Source organism: Bacteroidales bacterium, assembly GCA_035342335.1.
Classification (GTDB): domain Bacteria; phylum Bacteroidota; class Bacteroidia; order Bacteroidales; family JAGONC01; genus JAGONC01.
Window position 1 is genome coordinate 1 of the sequence record DAOQWY010000036.1, and the last position, 22,404, is coordinate 22,404.

Genomic DNA, 22,404 nt, shown 5'->3' on the forward strand with positions numbered 1-22,404 from the left:
AACCCCTAAACCAAACCGGCTTCCTAACCTTAACCCCTAAACCAGTTTATCCCCTACGGGGAATGGGTTGAAAGGAGAACACCCATCATCCGGACAGGCTTGCCAGCCCTGAATGACACTTCGTTTGCAAATTCAATTTTTAAAAATCTCTCATCATCGTACCTGTGGCTTCGAACCCGTTTGATGCGTTCGCGGTCATTGAATATGAGCTGCCGGAGGCGGCGTCAATCAACCTGGCCATCTTCAATCACCTCGGCCAGCAGGTCGAAGTACTGGTGAACCAGCATCAGGACGCCGTGAACATTTTCGGGATCGAATTGTTTAATTATCTTAAGAAATTATTCAACAAAAATTCAAATTAATACGAATCACCATGAAAACGAAACAATTCTTTCTGATCCCAATGATGGCACTGTCGGTCTTTGCCGTTTCTTGTTCCCAGACAGGAACAAAACCCAAAACCGGGGACCAGACTGCGGCCACCCCTGACAAGGAGGTTGATCTGTCGAATGTCACTTTTAGCAAGGACCTAAGCCGGGTGGTATGGTTCGGTGAAATGCTGGGCCTCTACTCCCACGAAGGAACCGTCGATCTGGCGCAAGCCGACCTGAAGATCCAGGATGGAAAGATTGCCGGTGGCGTTTTTGTCGTGGATATGTTAACCATCACACCAACGGATCAGAATTACAAACCTGAAGAAGGAAGCACCCCGGAGAAACTCGTGGCTCACCTTTCCAACGCCGATTTCTTCGACGTGCCCAATCATCCCGCTGCCCGGTTTGAGATCACCCGGATGGACCAGAATACCGCGGAAGGCATCCTGACCATACGGGGTGTTTCGAAGCAGGAAACCATTGAGAACATTGCCGTTTCCAAAGAGGACAACCTTGTTACAATCAAGGGTGAACTCGTTTTTGACCGCAAAGCTTTCAATGTGGCGTGGGATCACCCAATCAAGGACCGTGTGCTTTCCAGCGACATTAAAATTTCCATTCAGCTGGTGGGTGAAAAAGTGTAACTACCTTATACAGCAAAAGAGGCTGCCCTTTTGAGGCAGCCTCCCAGAAACAACTTATACGATCCGGCGGGAGCGGATTATTTCTATGGAAATTTCACCGCAACAATTTAGTGTGGTAAAATTAAGCATAGAAGGCGTAAATTACTGACCTAGTTTGTTCGGATAAACTTTATCCGAACAAACTTTTTTATTTAATGTTGATTCACAAGATGTTGGAAATTCGGTTTTGGTGTCCGGATAAATTTATCCGGACAAAAGCGGAGCAAAATCCAAATTCCAAGATCCAGAGATCTTTCAAATTGTTAAATTGATAAACTGTTAAATTGATATTCTGTTGACTGCTGACTGCTGATCCCGACTTTCGTCGGGACGTCGCTTCGCTCCGCTGCTGACTGTTGACTACCCAAATTCGGCGCCTGCGGCACCTCGCGTAATTCATTGTCATTCGTTGTTATTACCGCCTGACGGCATTCATCAACCTGCCAAAAAAATCCCACAGGGGGTCGTCACCCGGCGGTTGCGCTTCGATACGGAGGATTTCCTGCGTAACAGGGTGCCTGAACTCCACTGAACGAGCATGCAGATGGATGGACCCATCCTCGTTGCTGCGCGGAAAGCCGTACTTGACGTCGCCCCTGATCGGGCACCCGATGGCGGCCAGCTGCGCCCGAATCTGATGGTGCCGGCCCGTAAGAAGTTCTATCTCAAGCAGATGATATATTTCGGCGGAAAAAAGCAGTTGATAATTCAGCTCAGCGCGTTTTGATCCTCTTACTTCGTGGTCATAAAAATACGACCTGTTCTGCTCTTCATTTTTCCGTAAAAAGTGAGCGAGGTGACCGGATGCTGGTGTGGGTTTGTTCCGGACGATCGCCCAGTAGATCTTTTTCACGCTTCCTTCACGCAACAGTGCATTCAGCCGGCTCAATGCCTTGCCGGTCCGGGCGAAAATCACCACCCCGCTGGCAGGCCGGTCGAGGCGATGTACAACACCCAAAAATACATTCCCGGGCTTATGGTATTTCTCTTTGATGTAAACCTTTAACAGATCCACCAGCGGAACGTCGCCGGTCTTGTCGCCCTGCACGATCTCACCGGGAAGTTTGTTGAAGATCAGAAGGTGGTTGTCTTCGTGTAGAATCCTTGATATCAATTGATTGGAGACGATAGTATGTCAGGTTATCATAAAATCCAAATTCCAGGCACCAAAATCCAAACAAATCACACTATCCAAAGATTGTTCAAATTGTTAAACTGTTAAACTGTTAAATTGTTATTCCGCTTTCCCCTTCTCCCTCCCGCCTCTACTCCTCACTCCTCTCTCCTTTCTCCTTTCTCCTTCATCCTCTCTCCTCTCTCCTCTCTCCTCTCTCCTCTCTCCTCTCCCTCAGTATTGCTCTTTCTCGTTCGGAAAATCCCTGATCTTCACATCTTCAATGTACTTTTGCACGGAGTTCTGGATTTCTTCCATCAGGTTATGATACCGCCGCAGGAAGCGTGGCGAAAAGTCCTGGGTGATGCCCAGCATGTCGTACAAAACCAGCACCTGTCCGTTCACGCCACCGCCGGCGCCTATCCCGATGGTGGGGATCTTGACCTTGGCTGTCACTTCGGTGGCCAGCTTGGCAGGGATCTTTTCCAGCACGATGGCAAAGCATCCCGCCTCTTCCAGGATCCGGGCATCGGCCATCAGGCGTTCAGCTTCATCTGTTTGGGTGGCCCGCACCACATAGGTCCCGAATTTATGGATCGACTGCGGCGTAAGTCCCAGATGCCCCATCACCGGGATACCTGCCGAAAGGATGCGGTGGATCGACTCCACCACCTCATGGCCGCCTTCCATCTTGATGGCATCGGCACCGGCCTCTTTCATGATCCTGATGGCTGAGTTCAGGGCTTCCTTTGAATTGCCCTGGTAAGTGCCAAACGGTAGGTCCACCACCACCAGCGCCCGGTTTACCGCCCGCATCACCGAGGAGGCAAGAAAGATCATCTCGTCGAGCGTGATTGGCAGGGTGGTCTTGTGACCTGCGATCACATTGGATGCAGAATCCCCAACCAGGATGACATCAATGCCCGCCTGGTCCAGGATGCGCGCCATTGAAAAATCATAACCTGTGAGCATGGCGATCTGTTCACCCTGCACCTTCATCTCCTGAAGCACGTGTGTGGTGATCTTTTTGGCAGAGGCAAAACCGGAGGTGTACATACGAAGGTTTTTATGTGAACAAAGTTAAGAATTAAAACATTAATGGTAATTTTGCCGAATGAAAAAAGTTGTCATCCTCGCAACACTCATCCTGGCTCTGATGTCCTGCAGCACCGAGGTCGACCTTATCGGGGACTATGAAGACATCACGGTGGTGTATGGCCTCCTGAACCAGACCGACAGCATCTCTTACCTGAAGATCAACAAGGCCTTTCTGGGCGATGGAAATGCCTTGGTGATGGCACAGGAACCCGACTCCTCGAGCTACAGGAACGATCTTACGGTCATACTGGAAGAACGAAAGGACGGTTCGGTGATCAAAACGTTCAGCTTTGATACAACCTCGGTCTATAAAAAGGAAGAAGGAACGTTTTATTACCCCAGGCAGATCATTTACCAGTGCGTGACCTGGAATCAGCTTGACCCGGAAGGTGAATACAGGCTGACCATCACCAACAGGGTCTCCGGAAAAATCATCACCGCCACCACACCGCTGGTTTCAGATTTTGACATCCTCAAACCCATTATCAATAATCCCGTAAAGCCCACGATCCATTTTCCGGATAACGACTCGCCCAAGGACCTGGAATGGCGCTCGGCCAAATATGGTAGACTGTACAATGTCGTGATGCGCTTCCACTATAAGGAAATGTTCAACCAGGTGACGGATACACTCTATAAGTACATCGAAACAGGCTATGCGCCACGGAAATCCCAATCGCTCGACGGCGGGGAGGAGATGCTGATCCAGTTTGCCAACAACAGCTTCTATAAACTCCTGGAAAATACCGTTCCCTACGATCCTGCCAAGGAGGCCACCGTGGAGGTCAGGTATGCCATCGCTGTGGAATACATTTTTTCCGTGGCAGGCGATGATTTCAACACTTATATGGAAGTGAACGACGCATCCGGCAGCATTGTCCAGGAACGCCCCGAGTTTTCGAACGTTGAAAATGGCATCGGCATTTTCTCCAGCCGGTACAATAAAAGCAGGCTTTACTACATCAGCCCCCTTACGGAGGAGATCCTGATCACCAAAGGCCTCAAGTTCGAACCCGAGATCGGGAAATAAGCCCTCAAACGGTTCTGCCTTTTTGTCACCCTCCTGACAGCTTTCTGAGCTTTGGCATAATGATTGAAACACTCCCAGTCATTAAAATTACCCTGCTCCGACGGGGAAAAGGGTACCAGGTAGATTTCCCGGTGCCTGCACCGGAATGAGAGTCTGGTCCCGATAAATATCGGAACACCCTGGGATTCATACAGGTGATTTTTGACAGTAACCAACGTTTAATAATTTAACAGACAATTCAACATGGGTAAAATAATTGGAATTGATTTAGGGACCACCAACTCCTGCGTAGCAGTCATGGAGGGAAACGAACCTGTGGTGATCCCCAACAGTGAAGGAAGAAGGACAACGCCTTCCATCGTTGCTTTCACTGAAAACGGTGAACGCAAGGTGGGTGATCCTGCCAAACGGCAGGCCATCACTAACCCGTTAAAGACCGTTTACTCCATCAAACGATTCATGGGAGAGACCTTCGACAGGGTGCAGAAAGAAATGGCACGCGTTCCCTTTAAGGTTGAGCGAGGTGACAACAACACACCCCGCGTGAAAATTGACAACCGGCTCTACACCCCGCAGGAAATTTCGGCCATGGTCCTCCAGAAAATGAAGAAGACGGCCGAAGATTACCTTGGGCAGGAAGTGACCGAAGCGGTCATCACCGTGCCCGCTTACTTCAGCGACTCTCAGCGCCAGGCCACCAAAGAAGCCGGAGAGATCGCCGGACTGAAGGTCAAGCGGATCATCAATGAACCTACGGCCGCAGCGCTGGCCTATGGCCTCGACAAGAAACACAGGGACATGAAGATCGCCGTATTTGACCTGGGCGGCGGTACATTCGATATATCCATCCTTGAACTGGGTGAAGGCGTATTTGAGGTGAAGTCAACCAATGGTGACACGCACCTCGGGGGAGATGATTTCGACCAGACGATCATGGACTGGCTGGCGGAAGAGTTTAAAAAGGACGAGAACATTGACCTCAGGAAAGACCCGATGGCCCTCCAACGGCTGAAAGAAGCTTCCGAGAAAGCCAAGATTGAACTTTCCAGCTCGACCTCCACGGAGATCAACCTGCCCTACATCATGCCGGTAGACGGCATCCCGAAGCACCTGGTCAGAACCCTTACCCGCGCGAAATTTGAGCAGCTGATCGATCCCTACGTTCGCCAGACCATCGAACCTTGCCGTAAAGCCATGGAGGATGCCGGTTTAAAAGCATCTGACATCAACGAAGTGATCCTGGTGGGAGGTTCGACGCGTATTCCGATCATCCAGAAAACAGTGGAGGACTTTTTCGGAAGAACACCTTCCAAAGGGGTGAATCCGGATGAAGTGGTGGCTGTTGGCGCCGCCATTCAGGGTGGTGTTCTGACGGGAGAGGTGAAAGATGTCCTTTTGCTCGACGTGACACCTCTTTCCCTGGGAATTGAAACGCTGGGCGGTGTATTCACCCGTTTGATCGAGTCCAATACCACCATCCCTGTCAGGAAATCAGAGGTCTTTTCAACGGCCTCCGACAGTCAGCCTTCTGTGGAAATACACATTCTGCAGGGCGAGCGGCCCATGGCCCATCAGAATAAAAGCATCGGACGGTTCCATCTGGACGGAATCCCGCCCGCACCCAGAGGCATCCCTCAGATCGAGGTCACGTTTGATATCGATGCCAACGGCATCCTTCATGTAACGGCCAAGGACAAGGGTACGGGCAAATCACAGAATATCCGCATTGAAGCTTCTTCAGGCCTTACCGACAGCGAAATCCAGCGTATGCGGGATGAAGCCAAGGCTAATGAGGAAACCGACAGGAAAGAACGGGAGCGCGTCGATAAGCTGAACAGTGCTGACGCCATGATCTTCCAGACGGAGAAACAGCTGAAGGAATATGGGGATAAGATCCCGGCCGATAAAAAGCAGACCATCGAACGTGCACTGGCCGACCTGAGAAGCGCACACCAAAGCAAGGATACTGCAGCCATCGAGAGTGCCCTGAACAACCTGAACAGTGCCTGGCAGGCAGCCAGCCAGGAGATGTACCAGGCCAGCCAGCAACAGCAACCTCCTCAGGATCAGGGAACCGCCGACCAGGGTCACCCGAAATCCTCCTCCAAAGATGACGAAGTGACCGACGTCGACTTCGAGGAAGTGAAGAACTAATGTTAATAAAAAATTAGCCCCCCCTTTTATTTATATGGATATATTTGTAACTGGATAAAGGATTCACCCGATTTCACCAGTTACAAATATATCCATTATGAAAAAAGTTTACCTTGCTTTATTGCTTATGGCAGGCAGCTGCCTGCTCCTGAAGGCTCAGAATGCCTGGATCAATGAAATCCATTACGACAACACCGGAACGGATGCCAATGAATTCGTTGAGGTGGTGATACAAAATGCCGGATCCTATAACCTGGCAGATTTCACGTTAACACTTTATAACGGAAGTGGCGGGGCCAGTTATGGCACCAAAACACTCGACCAGTTCACCGTGGGGGCGACCAGCGATGGTTTTTCCCTATTTTATATGTTGATCGCCGGTATCCAGAATGGTGCCCCTGACGGGATGGCACTGTCCTACCTCGGAACGTTGATTGACGGGCAGTTTCTCAGTTATGAAGGGACTTTTACGGCTTCTAGCGGACCCGCAGCCGGCATATTATCTGTCGATATCGGAGTTGTTGAAAACGGCAGTGACCCCGTTGGAGAATCCCTCCAACTTTCCGGCTCCGGCACGGAATACGGCCAGTTTGCCTGGCAGCCTCCGGCCGGAGAGACGCCCGGCCAGCTGAACATCGGCCAATCCTTTGGCGGCGCTCCCGTCAATTCCATCAATTATGCCTACGCAAGATCCTCCACCGAACTGGATGTGCTGTATAACCTGTCCCTGTCGTCCGTGAACCCGGCCAATTACGTGCTCACCGGAACCACACCGATCACCTTCTCATCCGCATCCATTGATGCAACAGACAATAAGCTGGTACACCTCTCAGGCGCATCGGCCAGCATGGCGGGAGACATTATCGTGGATAACATTGAAGACACGTCCATCCCCTCTGACTACGACTTTTACGCGGGCATCCTGCCTGTTTCCTTTACCAATGCAACCAATCCCGACGGACTGATGGATAACACGCATTTTGCCACGTTCCAGGGAATCATCTCTGCTGACGATAATTTTAACAATGTTTGGATCAGCGATAATGCCTCCGCTTATCACGGAGTGATGATCTATGACAATAATTTCGATGCCCTGGTGAGTGTGGGTGATGAAGTGCTGGTCAGGTCGAAACGCGATGTGTACAATAACCTGACCGAACTGGTCAGCCCGGCCCTGCTCAGCACCCTCTCAACGGGCAATGCGCCCTATGGCCCAACCGTGATCAATGGTTCCGATATCAGCGAAACCATACCCGCCAATACGGACCCCGGAGAAAAATGGGAAGGGCAGCTTGTGAAGATACAGAACTTCACCGTCGTGGCCTACGACGATTATGATTATGAATGCAGCTGGTCGGACAGCAAGGCGACCCATACGTTTCACATCGGCGATAACGTGGATTACCAGTTTGCCCTGATCGACCTGCTGGTGGGACAATCCTACGCCTCCATCACCGGTGTCGTCGACTGGTACAGCTCCGGGCCGTATTACCGCATCAATCCCCGGAGCCAGTCCGACATAGCTGGAAATCCCACCTCCGCAAGGATCGTGGGCTCTTTCCAGGACTGGAACACGACCGATCCCAATTACGTGATGATCGCAAAGCCCAACGGCCTTTTGCAGCTGACCAGGGTGTTGCCTGCGGGCGACAATGAATACAAAGTGATTGAGGGAGACAGCTGGGATGCGCCAAACTATCCTTCGCAAAACCAGCATATTGTCCTCACAGAGAGCGCATCCGTCACCTGGAAGACCAATATCAACGCCAACCTGGTGACCCACACGCTACCGACCGTCACGGGCAGTTTTCTGTCGGAAATGGGCGGAACGGACTGGGATCCGGCAAACACCATCGGTGAGATGACCGACCCGGATAATGACGACATCTACACCAAAAAGATCCTTATCCCCACCGGTAACTGGGAATCCAAGGTCACCCTGAACAAGAACTGGGATCAGAGTACCGGTGACAATACCTTCTTCCACTCCAACGGTGCCGATTCCTGCACCTTTACTTATGATTTCGTCACGAACACCACGACGGTGACAGGTGCACCGGCAGAATATGCGATCCTTACTTTTGTGATCAACGACACCGAAGAACAAACCTTTACAGGTTTTTACCTGAAGGGAAGCTGGGATGCCACCGGCAACTATGATGCAAACTGGAACGACGGCGCCGAGCACACCCTCCTGTACGACGACGGAACCCACGGTGATGCGATCGCCGGTGACCATATCTTCACCGCTCAGGTTAACCTGGTGGTGGATTATGGCTATCATACCTGGGAATGGGGCGTCAACGATCAGGCCCATAACTGGGTGGCGGGCAATTGGCAGTTTACCATCCCCGACACATCGCCACAGACGCTCACCCAGGTGTTCGGGCCGATCCAGTCGCTTGTCATTACCGAGATCATGTACAATCCTCCGGAATCTGGCAACGACACCCTCGAATTCCTGGAAATCTACAATCCGGGAAACATTTCCGTGGAACTGGAAGGATTTCACTTCAAAGAAGGCGTGACGTTCACCTTCCCGGAAGCTTCCCTGGCACCGGAAGGTTTTACGGTGGTTGCCGTCAGTTCCGGAGCAATGGGGAACTTCTTTGGCGTTGATGCTTACCAGTGGACAGACGGAGCGCTCAGCAACGGGGGCGAAACGGTCATCCTGGCCGATAACCTGGGCAGGGTGGTCGACTCGGTCACTTTTGACGACAACTCACCCTGGCCGATGAGCCCCGATGGATTCGGCCCCTCCCTGGTGTTTTGTGACCCATCACTGGATAATGCTGTTGCGGATGACTGGTCGGCTTCCATGGATTTTGCCGGTACCAACGCCGCGGGCGACACGATCTTTGCATCACCCGGCACTGGATGCATCTACCAGGTCCCGTCCGTACTCATCACCGAGATCATGTACCATCCGCCCGATGGAGAAGGGGGTAGCCTTGAATTCATCGAATTGTTCAACCGTGGTGGCGCAGTCGTTGATTTTGATGATTTCTATTTTTCCTCCGGAGTGGAGCATACCTTCCAGAACCTGCAACTTACGCCGGGCGAACGCGTGGTGATCGCTGCGGATAAACTGGCGTTCCAGAGTGTGTTCGGCTTCATGCCGCTGCAATGGACCAGCGGCGACCTGGATGATGACGGTGAAATCCTTGAGATCAAGGACCCCTTTGGCAATGTCATTGACCACGTTGCCTATGATGATGAATTCCCCTGGGATACCATCACCGATGGCTACGGGCCTTCCCTGACATTCTGCTATCCTTTCCTCGACAATTCGTTGCCCGAATACTGGAGCGTTTCCACTGAGTTTGCGGGGATCAATGGCAATGGCGACACCCTGTGGGCATCGCCCCTGGAAGGCTGTACGCTGCCTGACTATGACATTGTCATCACCGAGATCATGTACAACCCTCCCGAAAGCGGAACCGATACCCTGGAATTCGTCGAGCTTTACAACAACGGATCTGTTCCTGTTGATATGGAAGGATTTTATTTCTCGGAAGGGCTGACCTATACGTTCCCGCCAGTGGTCATCGAACCGGATGATTATCTGGTGGTCTGCGTCGACTCGGTGGCTTTCCACAGTGTATTTGGAATTGCTGCACTGCAATGGACCGATGGTGCGCTGAACAACGGCGGTGAAAATCTTGCACTGAGGGATAAGTTTAACACCGAGGTTGATTTTGTCCCGTTTGATGATGAGATGCCCTGGGATACGCTCGCTGACGGACGCGGGCCTTCACTGACCCTCTGCGATCCCATGCTGGATAATTCACTGGCGGTCAGCTGGGCTGCTTCCTATGAATTTGCTGCCGTCAATTCGGCAGGGGATACCCTGTTTGCCACTCCGGGCGCCGGCTGTGGTGAACCAGTCCTGCCTGTCGCCGACTTTAGTGTCAGCAGCCAGGAGATCCTGAAGGGGATGAGCGTTGATTTTACCGACCTCTCCACGGGAGCTCCAGTGTCGTGGTTATGGCAGTTCCCGGGAGGAACACCCGACTCATCCAGCAGCCAGAATCCCTCCGGTATTTTTTACCATGAATCAGGCGTTTACAATGTGACCCTGACGGTCGCAAACCCCGACGGGGAAGATACGGAGACAAAATCGGGATATATCACCGTGACCGATTCAACGATCTATGCACTGGTCATCACCGAGATCATGTACAACCCGCCCGAACAGGGTACCGATTCACTGGAGTTCATTGAACTGTACAACAACGACATTGCCCCGGTCAATCTATATGGTTTTTATTTTTCAAAGGGCGTGGATTTCACCTTTCCGGATACGACCCTTGCTCCGGGCGGCTATTTGCTGGTGGCTTACAACGCACAGGCCATCCTCAACACCTTCAGCGTACCTGCCTATCAGTGGGTGAGCGGAGCCCTGAGCAACGGGGGAGAGGAGATCGAGCTGAATGATTCCTGGGGGGTTACACAGGATTATGTGAATTACGACAGCGATGCGCCCTGGCCGCTGGAATGCGACGGACAGGGGCCTTCTCTGACCCTTTGCTATCCTGATGAGGATAACAGCCTGCCTGAGAACTGGAACCCGTCCACGGAATTTGCAGCCGTGAACCTGGAGGGTGATACCATCCGGGCAACACCATTGTCGGGTTGCCAGGGTATCCTGCCTCAGGCTGATTTTATGGCGTCTGAAACCATCCTTCCGGTGGGAGCGGCCATCGACTTTACCGACCTTTCGATCGGAAGCCCGACGGCCTGGGCCTGGACCTTTGACGGAGGATCGCCCCAAACATCCGATGACCAGCACCCGCAAAACATTGAATATGAGCAGGCAGGTAGCTTCACGGTTACGCTGGTGGTCACCAACAACCTGGGGAGCGATACCAAATCAGTCGAAAATTACATCACCGTGGGTTATCCCCCGGTGGCTGATTTTACGGCTGATGTAACAGGGATCGCCCCCGGAACGACCGTGACATTTGAGGACCTGTCGACTTATAACCCCGAGACATGGTCATGGTCATTCCCGGGAGGGACACCCTCCTTCTCCACCGAACAGAATCCGGAGATCCAGTACTATGATGCGGGTAACTTTGATGTCGAACTTACCGTCACCAATGCGTTCGGGGAAAGTACACTGATAAAGACAGACTACATTCACGTTGCAGTCGGGATCAACGATCTGTCCGCTGCACTGGACGATATCGTCCTTTATCCGGTTCCATCCGATGGTCAGGTGATCCTCAACGGGGTGCCTGTGCCCATTGACCTGGAAGTCTATTCCCTGATTGGGGAGAAGGTTTGGAAAAGCAGGATCATCCAGACCCACGACCTGCTTAATTTCAGCTGGCTGAGCCCGGGTGTTTATTTCATCCGGTTCATTGAGCCCGACCAGGGGACGAGTATCATTAAAAAGATGATCATCAAATAAAATCGAACATTCAATGAAAATACCTTTATGCAGGATCTGTCACAGGATCCTTCTTTTCCTGCTGATGTTCACTTTACCGATAGTGATGCAGGCACAGAAGATCATCATCAATGAGATCATGTATCATCCCTCCGATGACCTTGGAAATGATTCCATCTTTGAATACGTTGAGCTTTTCAATGCCGATACGATGGATTTTGATCTGTCGGGCTGGTCCTTTACCGAAGGGATTGGATTCGTGTTTCCACAGGGTACTTCCATGGAAGCCGGTGGCTACCTGGTGATCGCCCGCAATCCCGACTCCATTGCTTCATTCTACGGAATATCCAATGTGACGGGGCCCTTCTCGGATTCACTGACCGCTGCCGGTGAGGAGCTTGAACTCAGCAACAGCCTGGATGATGTCGTCGATTTCATGAAGTACGGCTCCGACGGAGACTGGCCCTCTGAACCAAATGGCTCAGGCCCGTCGCTCGAGCTGGTCAATCCTGAGGCGGATAACAATGATCCGGTTAACTGGGAACCGAGCAATATTGCCAATGGAACACCTGGATACATCAATTCTGTCACCTTTCAGGAACCTTTCATTGAAGTCATCAGTCCTAACGGTGGAGAATACTGGCAGCGCGGGCAGGATCACCCGGTCACCTGGTCGACGGACGACGTGGTGCTGGCGGTCCGGATCGAGTTGCTCAAGGGCGGCCAGGTGTTGGAAGTGCTGGCCGACAGTGTGGAGAACACAGGTTCATGGATATGGTCCATCCCGGAAGATCAGCTGGCAGGGACCGATTACAGGATCCGGATCTCCGATGAGCAAGACAGCATTCCGACCGATGACAGTGATGATGATTTTGCGGTCATACTGCCCGATGATCTGTCGGGTGTGGTGATCACCGAGATCATGTACCATCCTTTCGAAGGTGAATACGACAACATCGAGTTCGTTGAGATCTTCAACAACTACGGCTTGCCTGTGAACCTGGAAAACAGTTATTTTTCAGCGGGTATTGAGTACGTTTTCTCTGATACGGTACTATCACCAGGTAATTACATTGTAATTACGCAAAATGCCGAAGACTTTGAAAGCGTTTTTGGTTATGCTCCTTTTGAATGGACTTCGGGTTTTCTGGACAATGCAGGTGAGGCCATTGTTCTCCGCGACACCCTGGAAAGCGTGATCGACAGTGTGCATTACACTAGCGAGCTTCCGTGGGACACGCTCGCCGATGGGCACGGTCACTCGCTCACGCTGTGCGATCCCAGTGACGACAATGCGCTGCCGGAGAGCTGGATGGCTTCGGCTGACCTGGCTGTCATCACGCCGCAGGGGGATACCATTTATGCCACCCCCGGAGGAGGCTGCGGGAGCATGGCACCCATCGCCGATTTTGTGGCTGATACCACGGTCATCTACCAGGGACAGGGCGTTTACTTCACCGACCTGTCGGCCAATAATCCCGGGTTCTGGCTATGGTTTTTCCAGGGAGGCGCACCGGCCATCTCTACAGCGCAAAATCCGGGACCGGTTGTTTATGATACTCCGGGATTTTATGATGTAAAACTTATCGCCTATAATGTGAACGGAACCGATACGCTCATCCGGGAAGATTATATCCAGGTATTGTATATTGACAATAGCCCTCACGCCAACTTCACGGTGAGCGATACGATGATCCACGTGGGTACATCCGTTGATTTTACGGACCTGTCGGTGAACCAGCCAACAACGTGGTCGTGGCAGTTCCAGGGTGGTACACCCTCTGTCTCCGACGAACAACATCCTTCGGGTGTGCTTTACAGTGCACCTGGTTTGTACAGTGTGCAGCTGATCATTACCAATGAATACGGGGAGGACACCCTGACCAGGGAGGCCTATATTGCTGTTTTTGATACCGTTCCGGGGAACCTGGTCATCACTGAGATCATGTATAATCCGCCTGAAACAGGCACCGACAGCCTGGAGTTCATCGAGATCCATAACCGCGGCGAAACCCCGGCGGTACTGAAAAGTCTCCTGTTCACCGAAGGCATTGATTTTTCTTTTCCGGCATCGGTTCTGCCGCCTCACGGCTACCTGGTCATTGCGGCTGACTCGGCTGCCATGTTCCATACGTTTGGGATCCAGGCACTTCAATGGGATGAAGGGGCGCTGAGCAACAGCGGGGAGGATATTGAACTCACGGATTATTTCAACGTTGTTCTCGACTATGTGGAATACGACGATGAAGTGCCCTGGCCCCTGGAAGCCGATGGCGGAGGTCCTTCGCTGACCCTGTGCCAGCCCGGTGACGACAATTCCCTGCCTGAAAACTGGCAGGCTTCCATCGAATTCGCTGCAGTCAATGCCGCCGGGGATACGATCTGGGCCACGCCGGGGAAAGGATGTGCCACGGCTCCCGCTGCTGACTTCGTTGCGGATGTCACGTCCATTGCGCCTGGCAATTACATCAATTTCTTCGACCTGAGCACCGGTCAACCCACTGCGTGGGAGTGGAGCTTCGTGGGAGGGATACCGGAGTCGTCTGAGGCAAAGCACCCCGACAGCATCTATTACTCCACGGCAGGTATCTATACGGTTTCAATGGTGGCTTCCAATGATTACGGAGCCGACTCGGTGACCAGGTTTGGTTATATTACCGTGGGATTCGCACCTGTGGCCGATTTTACGGCGGATGCGACCGAGATCGATGCGGGCTCCGGCGTTACATTCAGTGATCTCTCGACCGGGTTTCCCCTGTCGTACTGGTCGTGGGCGTTCGAGGGAGGTGTGCCTGACTTCTCCTTTGAGCAGCATCCGGTGATCATCTATCCCGACGCCGGTGATTTTGATGTCACCCTTACCGTGATCAACGTTTTCGGCGAGAGCGTGGCGCAGAAATCCGACTACATTCACGTTGGGCCTGTGGGATTGGACGACAGGGAAGCGGAGCCTGTGGTATCGGTCTACCCGAATCCTTCAGATGGGATCATCCAGGTAAGGTCCTCCCTCATCCCTGCCAGGATCGAAGTGCTCAACCTGCTGGGAGAATCCGTATTTCGGTCACTCCTCACGGAAACCGCCGGCACCATCGATCTGGGATCGCTTCAAAAGGGAGTCTATTTTGTGGTTTTCCATACCGGAGATCCGGGACAGGTCAAACCGGTCAAACTGATGATTCATTAAATTTCATAAGCTTATATTTTACGATCATGAAAACACGACTCACCACTATCCTTCTGGCTTCATTATGCCAGGTAGCGTTCACCCAGAATGTCTGGCTGAACGAGATCCATTACGACAATGCTGCTACGGATCAGGGCGAATTTGTTGAAATTGCCCTGCAAAATGCCGGGAGCTATGCCCTGTCGGATTTCACCATTACTTTTTACAACGGCACCTATGGGACCCAGTATGATGCCAGGACCCTGGATTCATTCACCGCGGGGGGTACCGTCGAAGGAATTACGCTCTATTACCTCACTTTTCCCGAGAACGGTATCCAGAACGGCGAAGAAGACGGGATTGCCATCTCTTACCAGGGTGCGGTGGTCGAAGGTCAGTTCCTGAGCTATGAAGGAGTGCTGACCGCAACCGACGGTCCGGCCAGCGGGTTGACCTCCACCGATATCGGCGTTTCTGAATCCAGCGCCACCCAGGTTGGATGGTCGCTACAACTGGGAGGCACTGGCAGCATGTACAGTGAATTCACCTGGCAGGAGGCCCAGACTGCCACGATGGGCGCCCTCAACACCAACCAGACGTTCGGAGCCTTCACTCCCGATCCGGAACCATCAGGTTATCCGACCGATTTTGCAGCCGACCCGCAGGGCTTCGATATCGTGGTTTCCTGGACCGATGCCACCGGAAGCCAGTTGCCCCACGCCTACCTGATCTACGCCGGCGACGAAGCCATTACCGCCGTGCCGCAGGATGGAACACCGGTAGCCGATGATCCGGACCTTTCGGATGGAAGCGGCACGTTCAACGTTGCTTTTGGTACCGGATCGGTCACCATCACCGGACTGGAATCCGCCACAACCTATTATTTCAAAATATTCCCCTATACCAATTCCGGGACATCCATTGACTTTAAGACCGACGGCACTCCCCCCGAAACGGATGCCACCACGTCGAACCTCACCGTGATCCTTGAGCAGGATTTTGAAAGCGAATCCTTTGGCGATTGGATCGCTTATTCGGTGACGGGCGAACAGGTATGGGAACCCTATTTGTTCGACAATAACTGGTTTGCCCGGGCCAACGGATTTAGCGGCGGCCCGCTCGAAAACGACGACTGGCTGATTTCCCCGGCCCTTAACCTGGCCAATTACCATAACGAGATCCTGACCTTTGCCACGGCAGCGAATTATACCGGACCTGTCCTTCAGGTCAAGGTTTCGACCGACTATGCAGGATCGGACAATCCCAACCAGGCCACCTGGGTGGCCCTGGAACCCGCCCTTTCACCGGGCGGCTGGACCTGGACTGGTTCGGGCCAGGTGGATATATCGGCCTACGACGGAAACCAGGTTTACCTTGCCTTTCAATATACAAGCACCACAACGGAAGCTTCCACCTGGGAGGTGGACGATATCAAAGTGGTTGGCGAGGCCAATGTGGGTATGGCTGATCCGGTCCCGGCCATCGACATGAAGGTGTACCCAAATCCCTCCAATGGATTGATTACCCTGGACCTTCCGCAGGGAAACTATGAAGCCGTGCTTTTTTCATTACAGGGCAAAATCTTATGCCGTTATGAACTCAGCGGACAAACCCATACGCTGAACCTGAATTTCGTTCCGAAGGGATTTTATTTTCTCCATGTCATTGACCCGGAAAACGGAACTACGGTAGTCAGGAAAGTCAGCATTGAATGAAATTTTCATGATGCAATTAACGTTCTAATTTACCCCACCCCTGCACCCCACCCCTGCCAGCATGGGAGGGGACGGGGGTAGGGTATAGTACATGCCCATTTGTACAATGACCCTTTTACCCCATGCCACCTTTTCGGTACATATTGCTTTGGTTCTGTCTGCTTGCAACCAGCATCCCTTTGTTCGCCCAGGGTCCAGCCGGTAATCCTTCCAGGTCGCCCAACCAGCCCATCCGCCTGGAAATCGAAACACGCCAGGACTCGGAGCCCTTTACGGTCATCCCCTTCGGGAGCCACGGCATGCTGCTCTTTTATGAAAGCGTTGTCGCCACCGATGACAAGGACCATACCGTTTGGATCTTCAAACTTTACGACGTCAATTTCCGTCAGCTGTGGATCCAGGAGATGCCGGTCTTAAAGGATTTGAAGTATAAGAAGTTCCACCATTCCGGCAACTACCTGTACCTGCTCTATTGCAACGACGAAAAAGCATTTGACGGGAACAATGTCGAAATTCTGAAAGTCCCGGGCAACGAAGGCCTGATCACGGCCAAAACCTGCAAGATACCCGACAAAAGCCTGCTGGCGCATTTTGCGGTCTGGAACCGGAATGCACTCCTGGGGATCATCACCGATGATGATCGTTCATCCATCATCCTGTTTGACCTTGAGACGGCTGAACAGCGTTCGGTAACTGTTACAGAAGCACCCTTCAACTTTTTGCTGGATATGAAGGTGGACTCCCTGGCAGGAATCATCCATACATTTTACAAGGCCTATGACAAGGATGCGCGGGAATTTCTCTTCTATAAACAATTTGATGAACAGGGCGACAGCCTTCTCACCGTTACCGTTACAAACGATGCCGCAAAATACCTGGTCAACAGCGGTGAAATACTGAACTCAGGTGATCAGAACATCCTGATCATTGGCACCTATAAGGATAATCCAAAGGGGAAAGTGGATGCGTACTACTCAGGCCTGGATATCGAATCCTCCGGCCTGTTTGTGACCCGGCTGAACGGAAGGGTGCAGGAATTCATGAAATATTATAATTTTTCAGAGTTCGATGGTTTTTATAAAAACCTGTCCGTCAATGATCTGTCGCGAATCCGGAAACGTGATAAAAAAGGGCAGGACATTACCATCGACTATAACCTGCTCGTGCACAACGTCATCCGGCTGGAAGACGGATATGTTTTTGTTGCCGAAGCCTACTATCCTGAATATCATACGGTTACGAGAATGATGTACGACTGGTACGGACGCCCCATGCCATCGTATTATAATGTTTTTGACGGGTATCGCTATACCTCCGCGTTCATCACCCGGTTCGACAGGGAGGGAAACATGCTGTGGGACAATGGCATGGAACTCTGGAACATCCTTTCCGACAAACTCGAGAACCGGGTGAATGTGATCTTCGACGGGGAAGAGACCATCCTGGCATTCAATCACGAAGGAGAGATCACCTACAAGGTATTCACGGCCACGGCCGAACAGCAGAACCTGGAATATGTCCCGATCGAATCAAAACATACCCGCGACCGGGCAGCCTCCGAATCAGGCAGCAACATGCTTTACTGGTATAAGAACTATTTCCTTGTCTATGGTTACCAGCGGATACGGAACACGATGCTGAGCAGTGAGGATAAGCGCAACGTGTTTTATGTGAATAAGATAGCTTTCAACTGAATTATCTGATCCGTTTTTTTTCGTCCTCGATCCGGGCGATGCGATCCTTCTGGTCCGAGATCTTTTGCTCAACCCCTTCCACTTCCTCTTCCAGCAGTGTAATGGAGCGTTCTGCTTCCTTGATATCGTTCTTGTATTCAACGATGTTCTTATGTTCTTTTTCGCGGTTTTTCTCCATCTTCTTCTTTTCGCGCTCCAGACCACTGAGTTCCTTACCGGCAACTTTATACCCCTCCGGATCGTAGGATTTCAGCGAGGAGACCACAGCCTTTTTGTTTTTGATCTCCGTATTTTTCAGTTCAATGTCCCCTTCAATGATTTCAATGCTTTCCTCTGACCTTCTGATGCTTTCTTCATCACCCTTTATGGACTTCTGATTCTTTTCGATGGCATCCTCCTTTTCCAGGCGTTCTTTTTCCAGAGCCTGAAGCTGTGCATTCTCCGCCTTCAACTTTTCATCGTACACCATGATATACTGCTCAACGGCGAAATCCCTTACTGCTGTCTTCAGGGCAACGGCGAGCTCTCTTTCCTGAGGATTTTCCGACATGCTGCTGATAAAGACACTATCGAGTTCAAAGCAGGAGATCACCCTGACGGATGAGTCGAGGTTATAGACCGAACTGTATACATTGACCGAATCCAGCGTGATCTTTTTGAAAATTGCACCGTGTATGTTCAGCTCATTGGAAATTGCTTCCACTTTAAGCTTCGTACCGCTTTCGAGGAACTTGATCCAATCTTTTTGAATGGTTTCATAAACTCCGTGGGGAATGTCGACAACAAAGGCCGGCTGATCTCCCCGCGAAATCGTTTTGATCTCTTCACTGACCTCAATGGTGACCTGTGCATGGAGAAGCTGCAAGCCCAGGAACAGGCTGACGAAAAGTGTAAATGTTTTTTTCATGATATATCCGTTTGTGCGATTTAAAAGACTCTCTGGTTTGCAAATTTCATACCAACAGTTCAATGAGCAGGTTCCGACAGGCGGAGGAGCACGACTCCGTGATGGTTCACAGGATAGTTCAGCTCCTGGTCAACCACACCCAGGTCTTTCTGGCGCCACAGGTCCCTGACCTTTTTTGGTCCGGATATGCCCAGTTCCTGCAGGGTGACCGACACCGTTGCTGTTTCCATCTTTCCTGTCCAGTTGAACATCCCGGCCGGTGACGGGTCGCCGGTATTGAACAATCCCACCGCCAGGGATCCATCCGCCAGTTGTTTTTTCCAGACCTGCTGACCTGCTGTTTCTTTCACTTTAACGGCCTGTTTTCCGAGCGGATCCTGGTCAATGGCGATTACTTCGTCGTTGGTCAGCAGGTTGAGCGTAAAGGCATCCAGGCTGCCCAGGTCGCATCCGATGAGGAGCGGAGCGGAAAGCAGGCTCCAGAGGCTGATATGCGTATATTGCTCATCGGGTGTGAGCTGTGAAGGATGCAGGCTGGGGCCCCATCCCACGTTGCCCACCACGAGCATGTCCGGATCGTTCCAGTGGCCGGGTGACGCGTACGGTGAGCACTTGTCCTGCCGGAATCCGATTCCTGCCATGCTGGACCAGGTATCGGTGATATCCCCGGTAGTGCGCCACAGGTTGCCGCCCACATCGACACCCCATTGCCACACGTCGCCCCTCCCGTACTGGCACAGGCTGAACACGATATCGCGTCCGGTTTCCCGCAAAGCCTCACGCATTTTCAGGTAGGGCTTCTGCAGTTCGGCCAGGCTTTGATCCTTTGCGATCTTATCATAGGAGCACCAGTCGTACTTCAGGTAGTCGATGCCCCATTTGGCCCAGGTTTGGGCATCCTGGAACTCGTGCTCCCACGAACCCAGGTATCCGCCGCAGGTATGGGTTCCGGGCGATGAATAGATGCCCAGCTTCAGGCCGTGGCGATGGGCATAATCGCCCAGGGCTTTCATGTCGGGGAATTTGTCATTGGACAGCAACTCTCCGGAAGCTGTCCGGCTGGCGGCTTCCCATCCATCGTCAATATTGATGTACGACCAGCCGTGGTCGGCCAGACCGCTGCTGACCATCGCATCCACAGCGGCCTCCACCTTCTTCTGGTCAACGCTCAGTCCCCAGCAGTTCCAGCTGTTCCATCCCATCGGGGGCGTCAGGCAGATCGCATCCCCGATCCGGAGCAGAAGTGTTTTTTCATCCTGGCCAAGACTGTTGCTTGCTTTCAGCCTTACGGGATAATCCCCGCTGGCGGTACAGGTACCGGAGATTATCCCTTTCTGTGGATCCAGCTTCAGATCGCCGGGCAATCCTTCTGCTGCATAAGTGACCGGTCTTTTGCCGGTCACGGGTACCCTGTAAAGCAAGAAGTGACCGGGCCGGGCTCCGTATACCTCCGGACCATTGATCCGGGGCGTTTCCGGCGCCGGGGGCGTCAGGACATAGGGACTGGAAACGAAGGATCTCACCGTGGCCGGGCGGGTTTTGGAATAGGTGATCTTTGCATCCAGCCAGTCAGCGTGGTCCCATCCGATGCCGTCACCGCCGTCGGAAACATACAGTCCCAGTTTTTTAATGCCCTTGACATCCAGTTTCACCTGCCTGGCCGGATCACCGTACCGCATCGTGCCGCTGTGCCACAGGATCCAACCATCGCCCAGCACGAAAAATTCAACAGAGGCTCTTTTCCCGCTTTCGTCGTCCACTCCCACGAAGCTGTGGAAGATGGACGCCTTACCCTGCAGATCCAGCAACAGGGAGCTCACGGCGTGGGTGCCCACTCCGCGTTTGTACACCTGGCCGGCTACGGACAGGGGATTGCCCTCCGCGCTCAGGTTTGCCTTCACCTCACCCCATCCGGTCTCCATCGGGGAGAGATCCAGCTCATCCAGGTACACAACGGATTCCTGGGCAGAGCAGGAGGAGAACAGGCCTGCGATGACGATACTCAGTAGGGTTCTTTTCATGGGGGTTGCATTGAATTTATTTGTTATTTTGTTGTACAAATATAGTAAAATACCTCACCCCCGAACGGGGGTGTGCCATAAGTACTTAACCACTAAGGAACACAAAGGTTTTCACAAAGGGGCTCAAAGTATTATTATTGCTTATCAATTACTTAGTGTTCCTTCGTGAAGCACTTTGAGTACCTTCGTGTTTAAAATGTATTTCGACACACCCCCGTATGGAATTATGGATGTTTTTCCCCTTCTCCTCAAGGGGAAGGAGTTATGGATGATTTCCCCTTCTCCTTGAGAAGAAGGGGTCAGGGGATGAGGTGATAAAGACTTTCATCATGGTAGGCGATCAGAAACTTTACGAGATCCTGGCTGAGCTGGGGATTCCCTTTGAATACTACGAGCACCCGCCGGGCGATACCATCGAAAAGGCCCTGAAATACTGGAAGGACATTGATTCGACGCACTGCAAGAACATTTTTTTCCGCAACCACAAGGGCAACCGTCATTACCTGGTGATCCTGGAGCACAGCCGCCAGCTAGATATTCATGACCTGGAGAAACGGCTCAGGCAGGGTAAGCTCACCTTTGCCTCTCCGGAGCGGATGCAGAAATACCTGGGTCTGACACCCGGGTCGGTATCCCTGTTCGGTCTCATCCACGATCAGGAGGATCACGTCCACGTTTTTTTCGACGAGGCCCTGTTGAAGGCCAAACGGCTCAGTTTCCACCCGAATCTTAACACCGCCAGCCTGGTCATTGCTTACGATGATATGATCCGATTCCTGACCTGGGCCGGAAATACGTACGAGTTTTTGAAATTGTACGATGATTAAGGCACCTCACCTCCGAGTCGGTGTTCATCCCCTACGGGGAATTGGGTCGTATCCCGTTTCATTAGCTACAATACTAAAACCGCTACGCGGTAATAAAAGGTATCCTGTTTCCATTTGCTTGCCCGTAGGGCATAGAGGTTTCATTAGCTACAATACTAAAACCGCTACGCGGTAATAAAAGGTATCCTGTTTCCATTTGCTTGCCCGTAGGGCATAGAGGTTTCATTAG

General features: G+C 52.0%; 13 protein-coding genes. 9 read left to right on the forward strand and 4 right to left on the reverse strand.

Annotated features, from left to right (window positions below):
- Window positions 1–164 precede the first annotated feature (164 nt).
- Together PKI34_12800 and PKI34_12805 are read left to right on the forward strand one after the other, a co-directional pair.
- Window positions 165–362, forward strand: a complete 198-nt coding sequence (locus tag PKI34_12800; GenBank protein ID HNS18687.1) for a hypothetical protein — start codon at window positions 165–167, stop codon at window positions 360–362.
- An 11-nt stretch (window positions 363–373) separates the two neighbouring features.
- Window positions 374–1,018: a YceI family protein gene (locus PKI34_12805; GenBank protein ID HNS18688.1), complete on the forward strand. Its 645-nt coding sequence runs from the start codon at window positions 374–376 to the stop codon at window positions 1,016–1,018.
- A gap of 454 nt (window positions 1,019–1,472) precedes the next feature.
- On the opposite strand, the gene PKI34_12810 is transcribed toward PKI34_12805, so the two are convergent.
- Both PKI34_12810 and panB read right to left on the reverse strand, forming a co-directional pair.
- Complete coding sequence (locus PKI34_12810; GenBank protein ID HNS18689.1) at window positions 1,473–2,171, reverse strand: RNA pseudouridine synthase; 699 nt, start codon at window positions 2,169–2,171, stop codon at window positions 1,473–1,475.
- A gap of 234 nt (window positions 2,172–2,405) precedes the next feature.
- Window positions 2,406–3,227 (reverse strand): 3-methyl-2-oxobutanoate hydroxymethyltransferase, encoded by an 822-nt coding sequence (gene panB, locus PKI34_12815; GenBank protein HNS18690.1) that lies wholly within the window; start codon window positions 3,225–3,227, stop codon window positions 2,406–2,408.
- Between the two features lie 58 nt (window positions 3,228–3,285).
- Between panB and PKI34_12820 the strand changes: the two genes are divergently transcribed.
- The 6 genes from PKI34_12820 (at window position 3,286) to PKI34_12845 (ending at window position 18,420) form a co-directional block, all read left to right on the forward strand.
- Entirely contained in the window at window positions 3,286–4,299 is a 1,014-nt protein-coding gene (locus PKI34_12820; GenBank protein HNS18691.1) for a hypothetical protein, read from the forward strand.
- Between the two features lie 243 nt (window positions 4,300–4,542).
- Window positions 4,543–6,453 (forward strand): molecular chaperone DnaK, encoded by a 1,911-nt coding sequence (gene dnaK / locus PKI34_12825; GenBank protein ID HNS18692.1) that lies wholly within the window; start codon window positions 4,543–4,545, stop codon window positions 6,451–6,453.
- 97 nt (window positions 6,454–6,550) lie between these two features.
- Entirely contained in the window at window positions 6,551–11,869 is a 5,319-nt protein-coding gene (locus tag PKI34_12830; GenBank protein ID HNS18693.1) for a lamin tail domain-containing protein, read from the forward strand.
- A 13-nt stretch (window positions 11,870–11,882) separates the two neighbouring features.
- The gene (locus tag PKI34_12835; GenBank protein HNS18694.1) at window positions 11,883–15,032 is read left to right on the forward strand and encodes a lamin tail domain-containing protein; all 3,150 of its coding nucleotides are present in this window, start codon (window positions 11,883–11,885) and stop codon (window positions 15,030–15,032) included.
- Window positions 15,033–15,058: 26 nt separating this feature from the next.
- The gene (locus tag PKI34_12840; protein HNS18695.1) at window positions 15,059–16,726 is read left to right on the forward strand and encodes a choice-of-anchor J domain-containing protein; all 1,668 of its coding nucleotides are present in this window, start codon (window positions 15,059–15,061) and stop codon (window positions 16,724–16,726) included.
- Window positions 16,727–16,848: 122 nt separating this feature from the next.
- Window positions 16,849–18,420, forward strand: a complete 1,572-nt coding sequence (locus PKI34_12845) for a hypothetical protein (GenBank protein ID HNS18696.1) — start codon at window positions 16,849–16,851, stop codon at window positions 18,418–18,420.
- A 1-nt stretch (window position 18,421) separates the two neighbouring features.
- Here PKI34_12845 and PKI34_12850 read toward each other — a convergent pair whose 3' ends face one another.
- The gene (locus PKI34_12850; protein HNS18697.1) at window positions 18,422–19,327 is read right to left on the reverse strand and encodes a hypothetical protein; all 906 of its coding nucleotides are present in this window, start codon (window positions 19,325–19,327) and stop codon (window positions 18,422–18,424) included.
- 59 nt (window positions 19,328–19,386) lie between these two features.
- Window positions 19,387–21,348, reverse strand: coding sequence for an NPCBM/NEW2 domain-containing protein (locus tag PKI34_12855; GenBank protein HNS18698.1), 1,962 nt, complete (start codon window positions 21,346–21,348; stop codon window positions 19,387–19,389).
- A 329-nt stretch (window positions 21,349–21,677) separates the two neighbouring features.
- On the opposite strand from PKI34_12855, the gene PKI34_12860 reads away from it, so the two are divergent.
- Window positions 21,678–22,175 carry a prolyl-tRNA synthetase associated domain-containing protein gene (locus PKI34_12860; GenBank protein HNS18699.1) on the forward strand — a complete coding sequence of 166 codons (498 nt, stop codon included), beginning with the start codon at window positions 21,678–21,680 and terminating at the stop codon, window positions 22,173–22,175.
- Window positions 22,176–22,404: the final 229 nt, after the last annotated feature.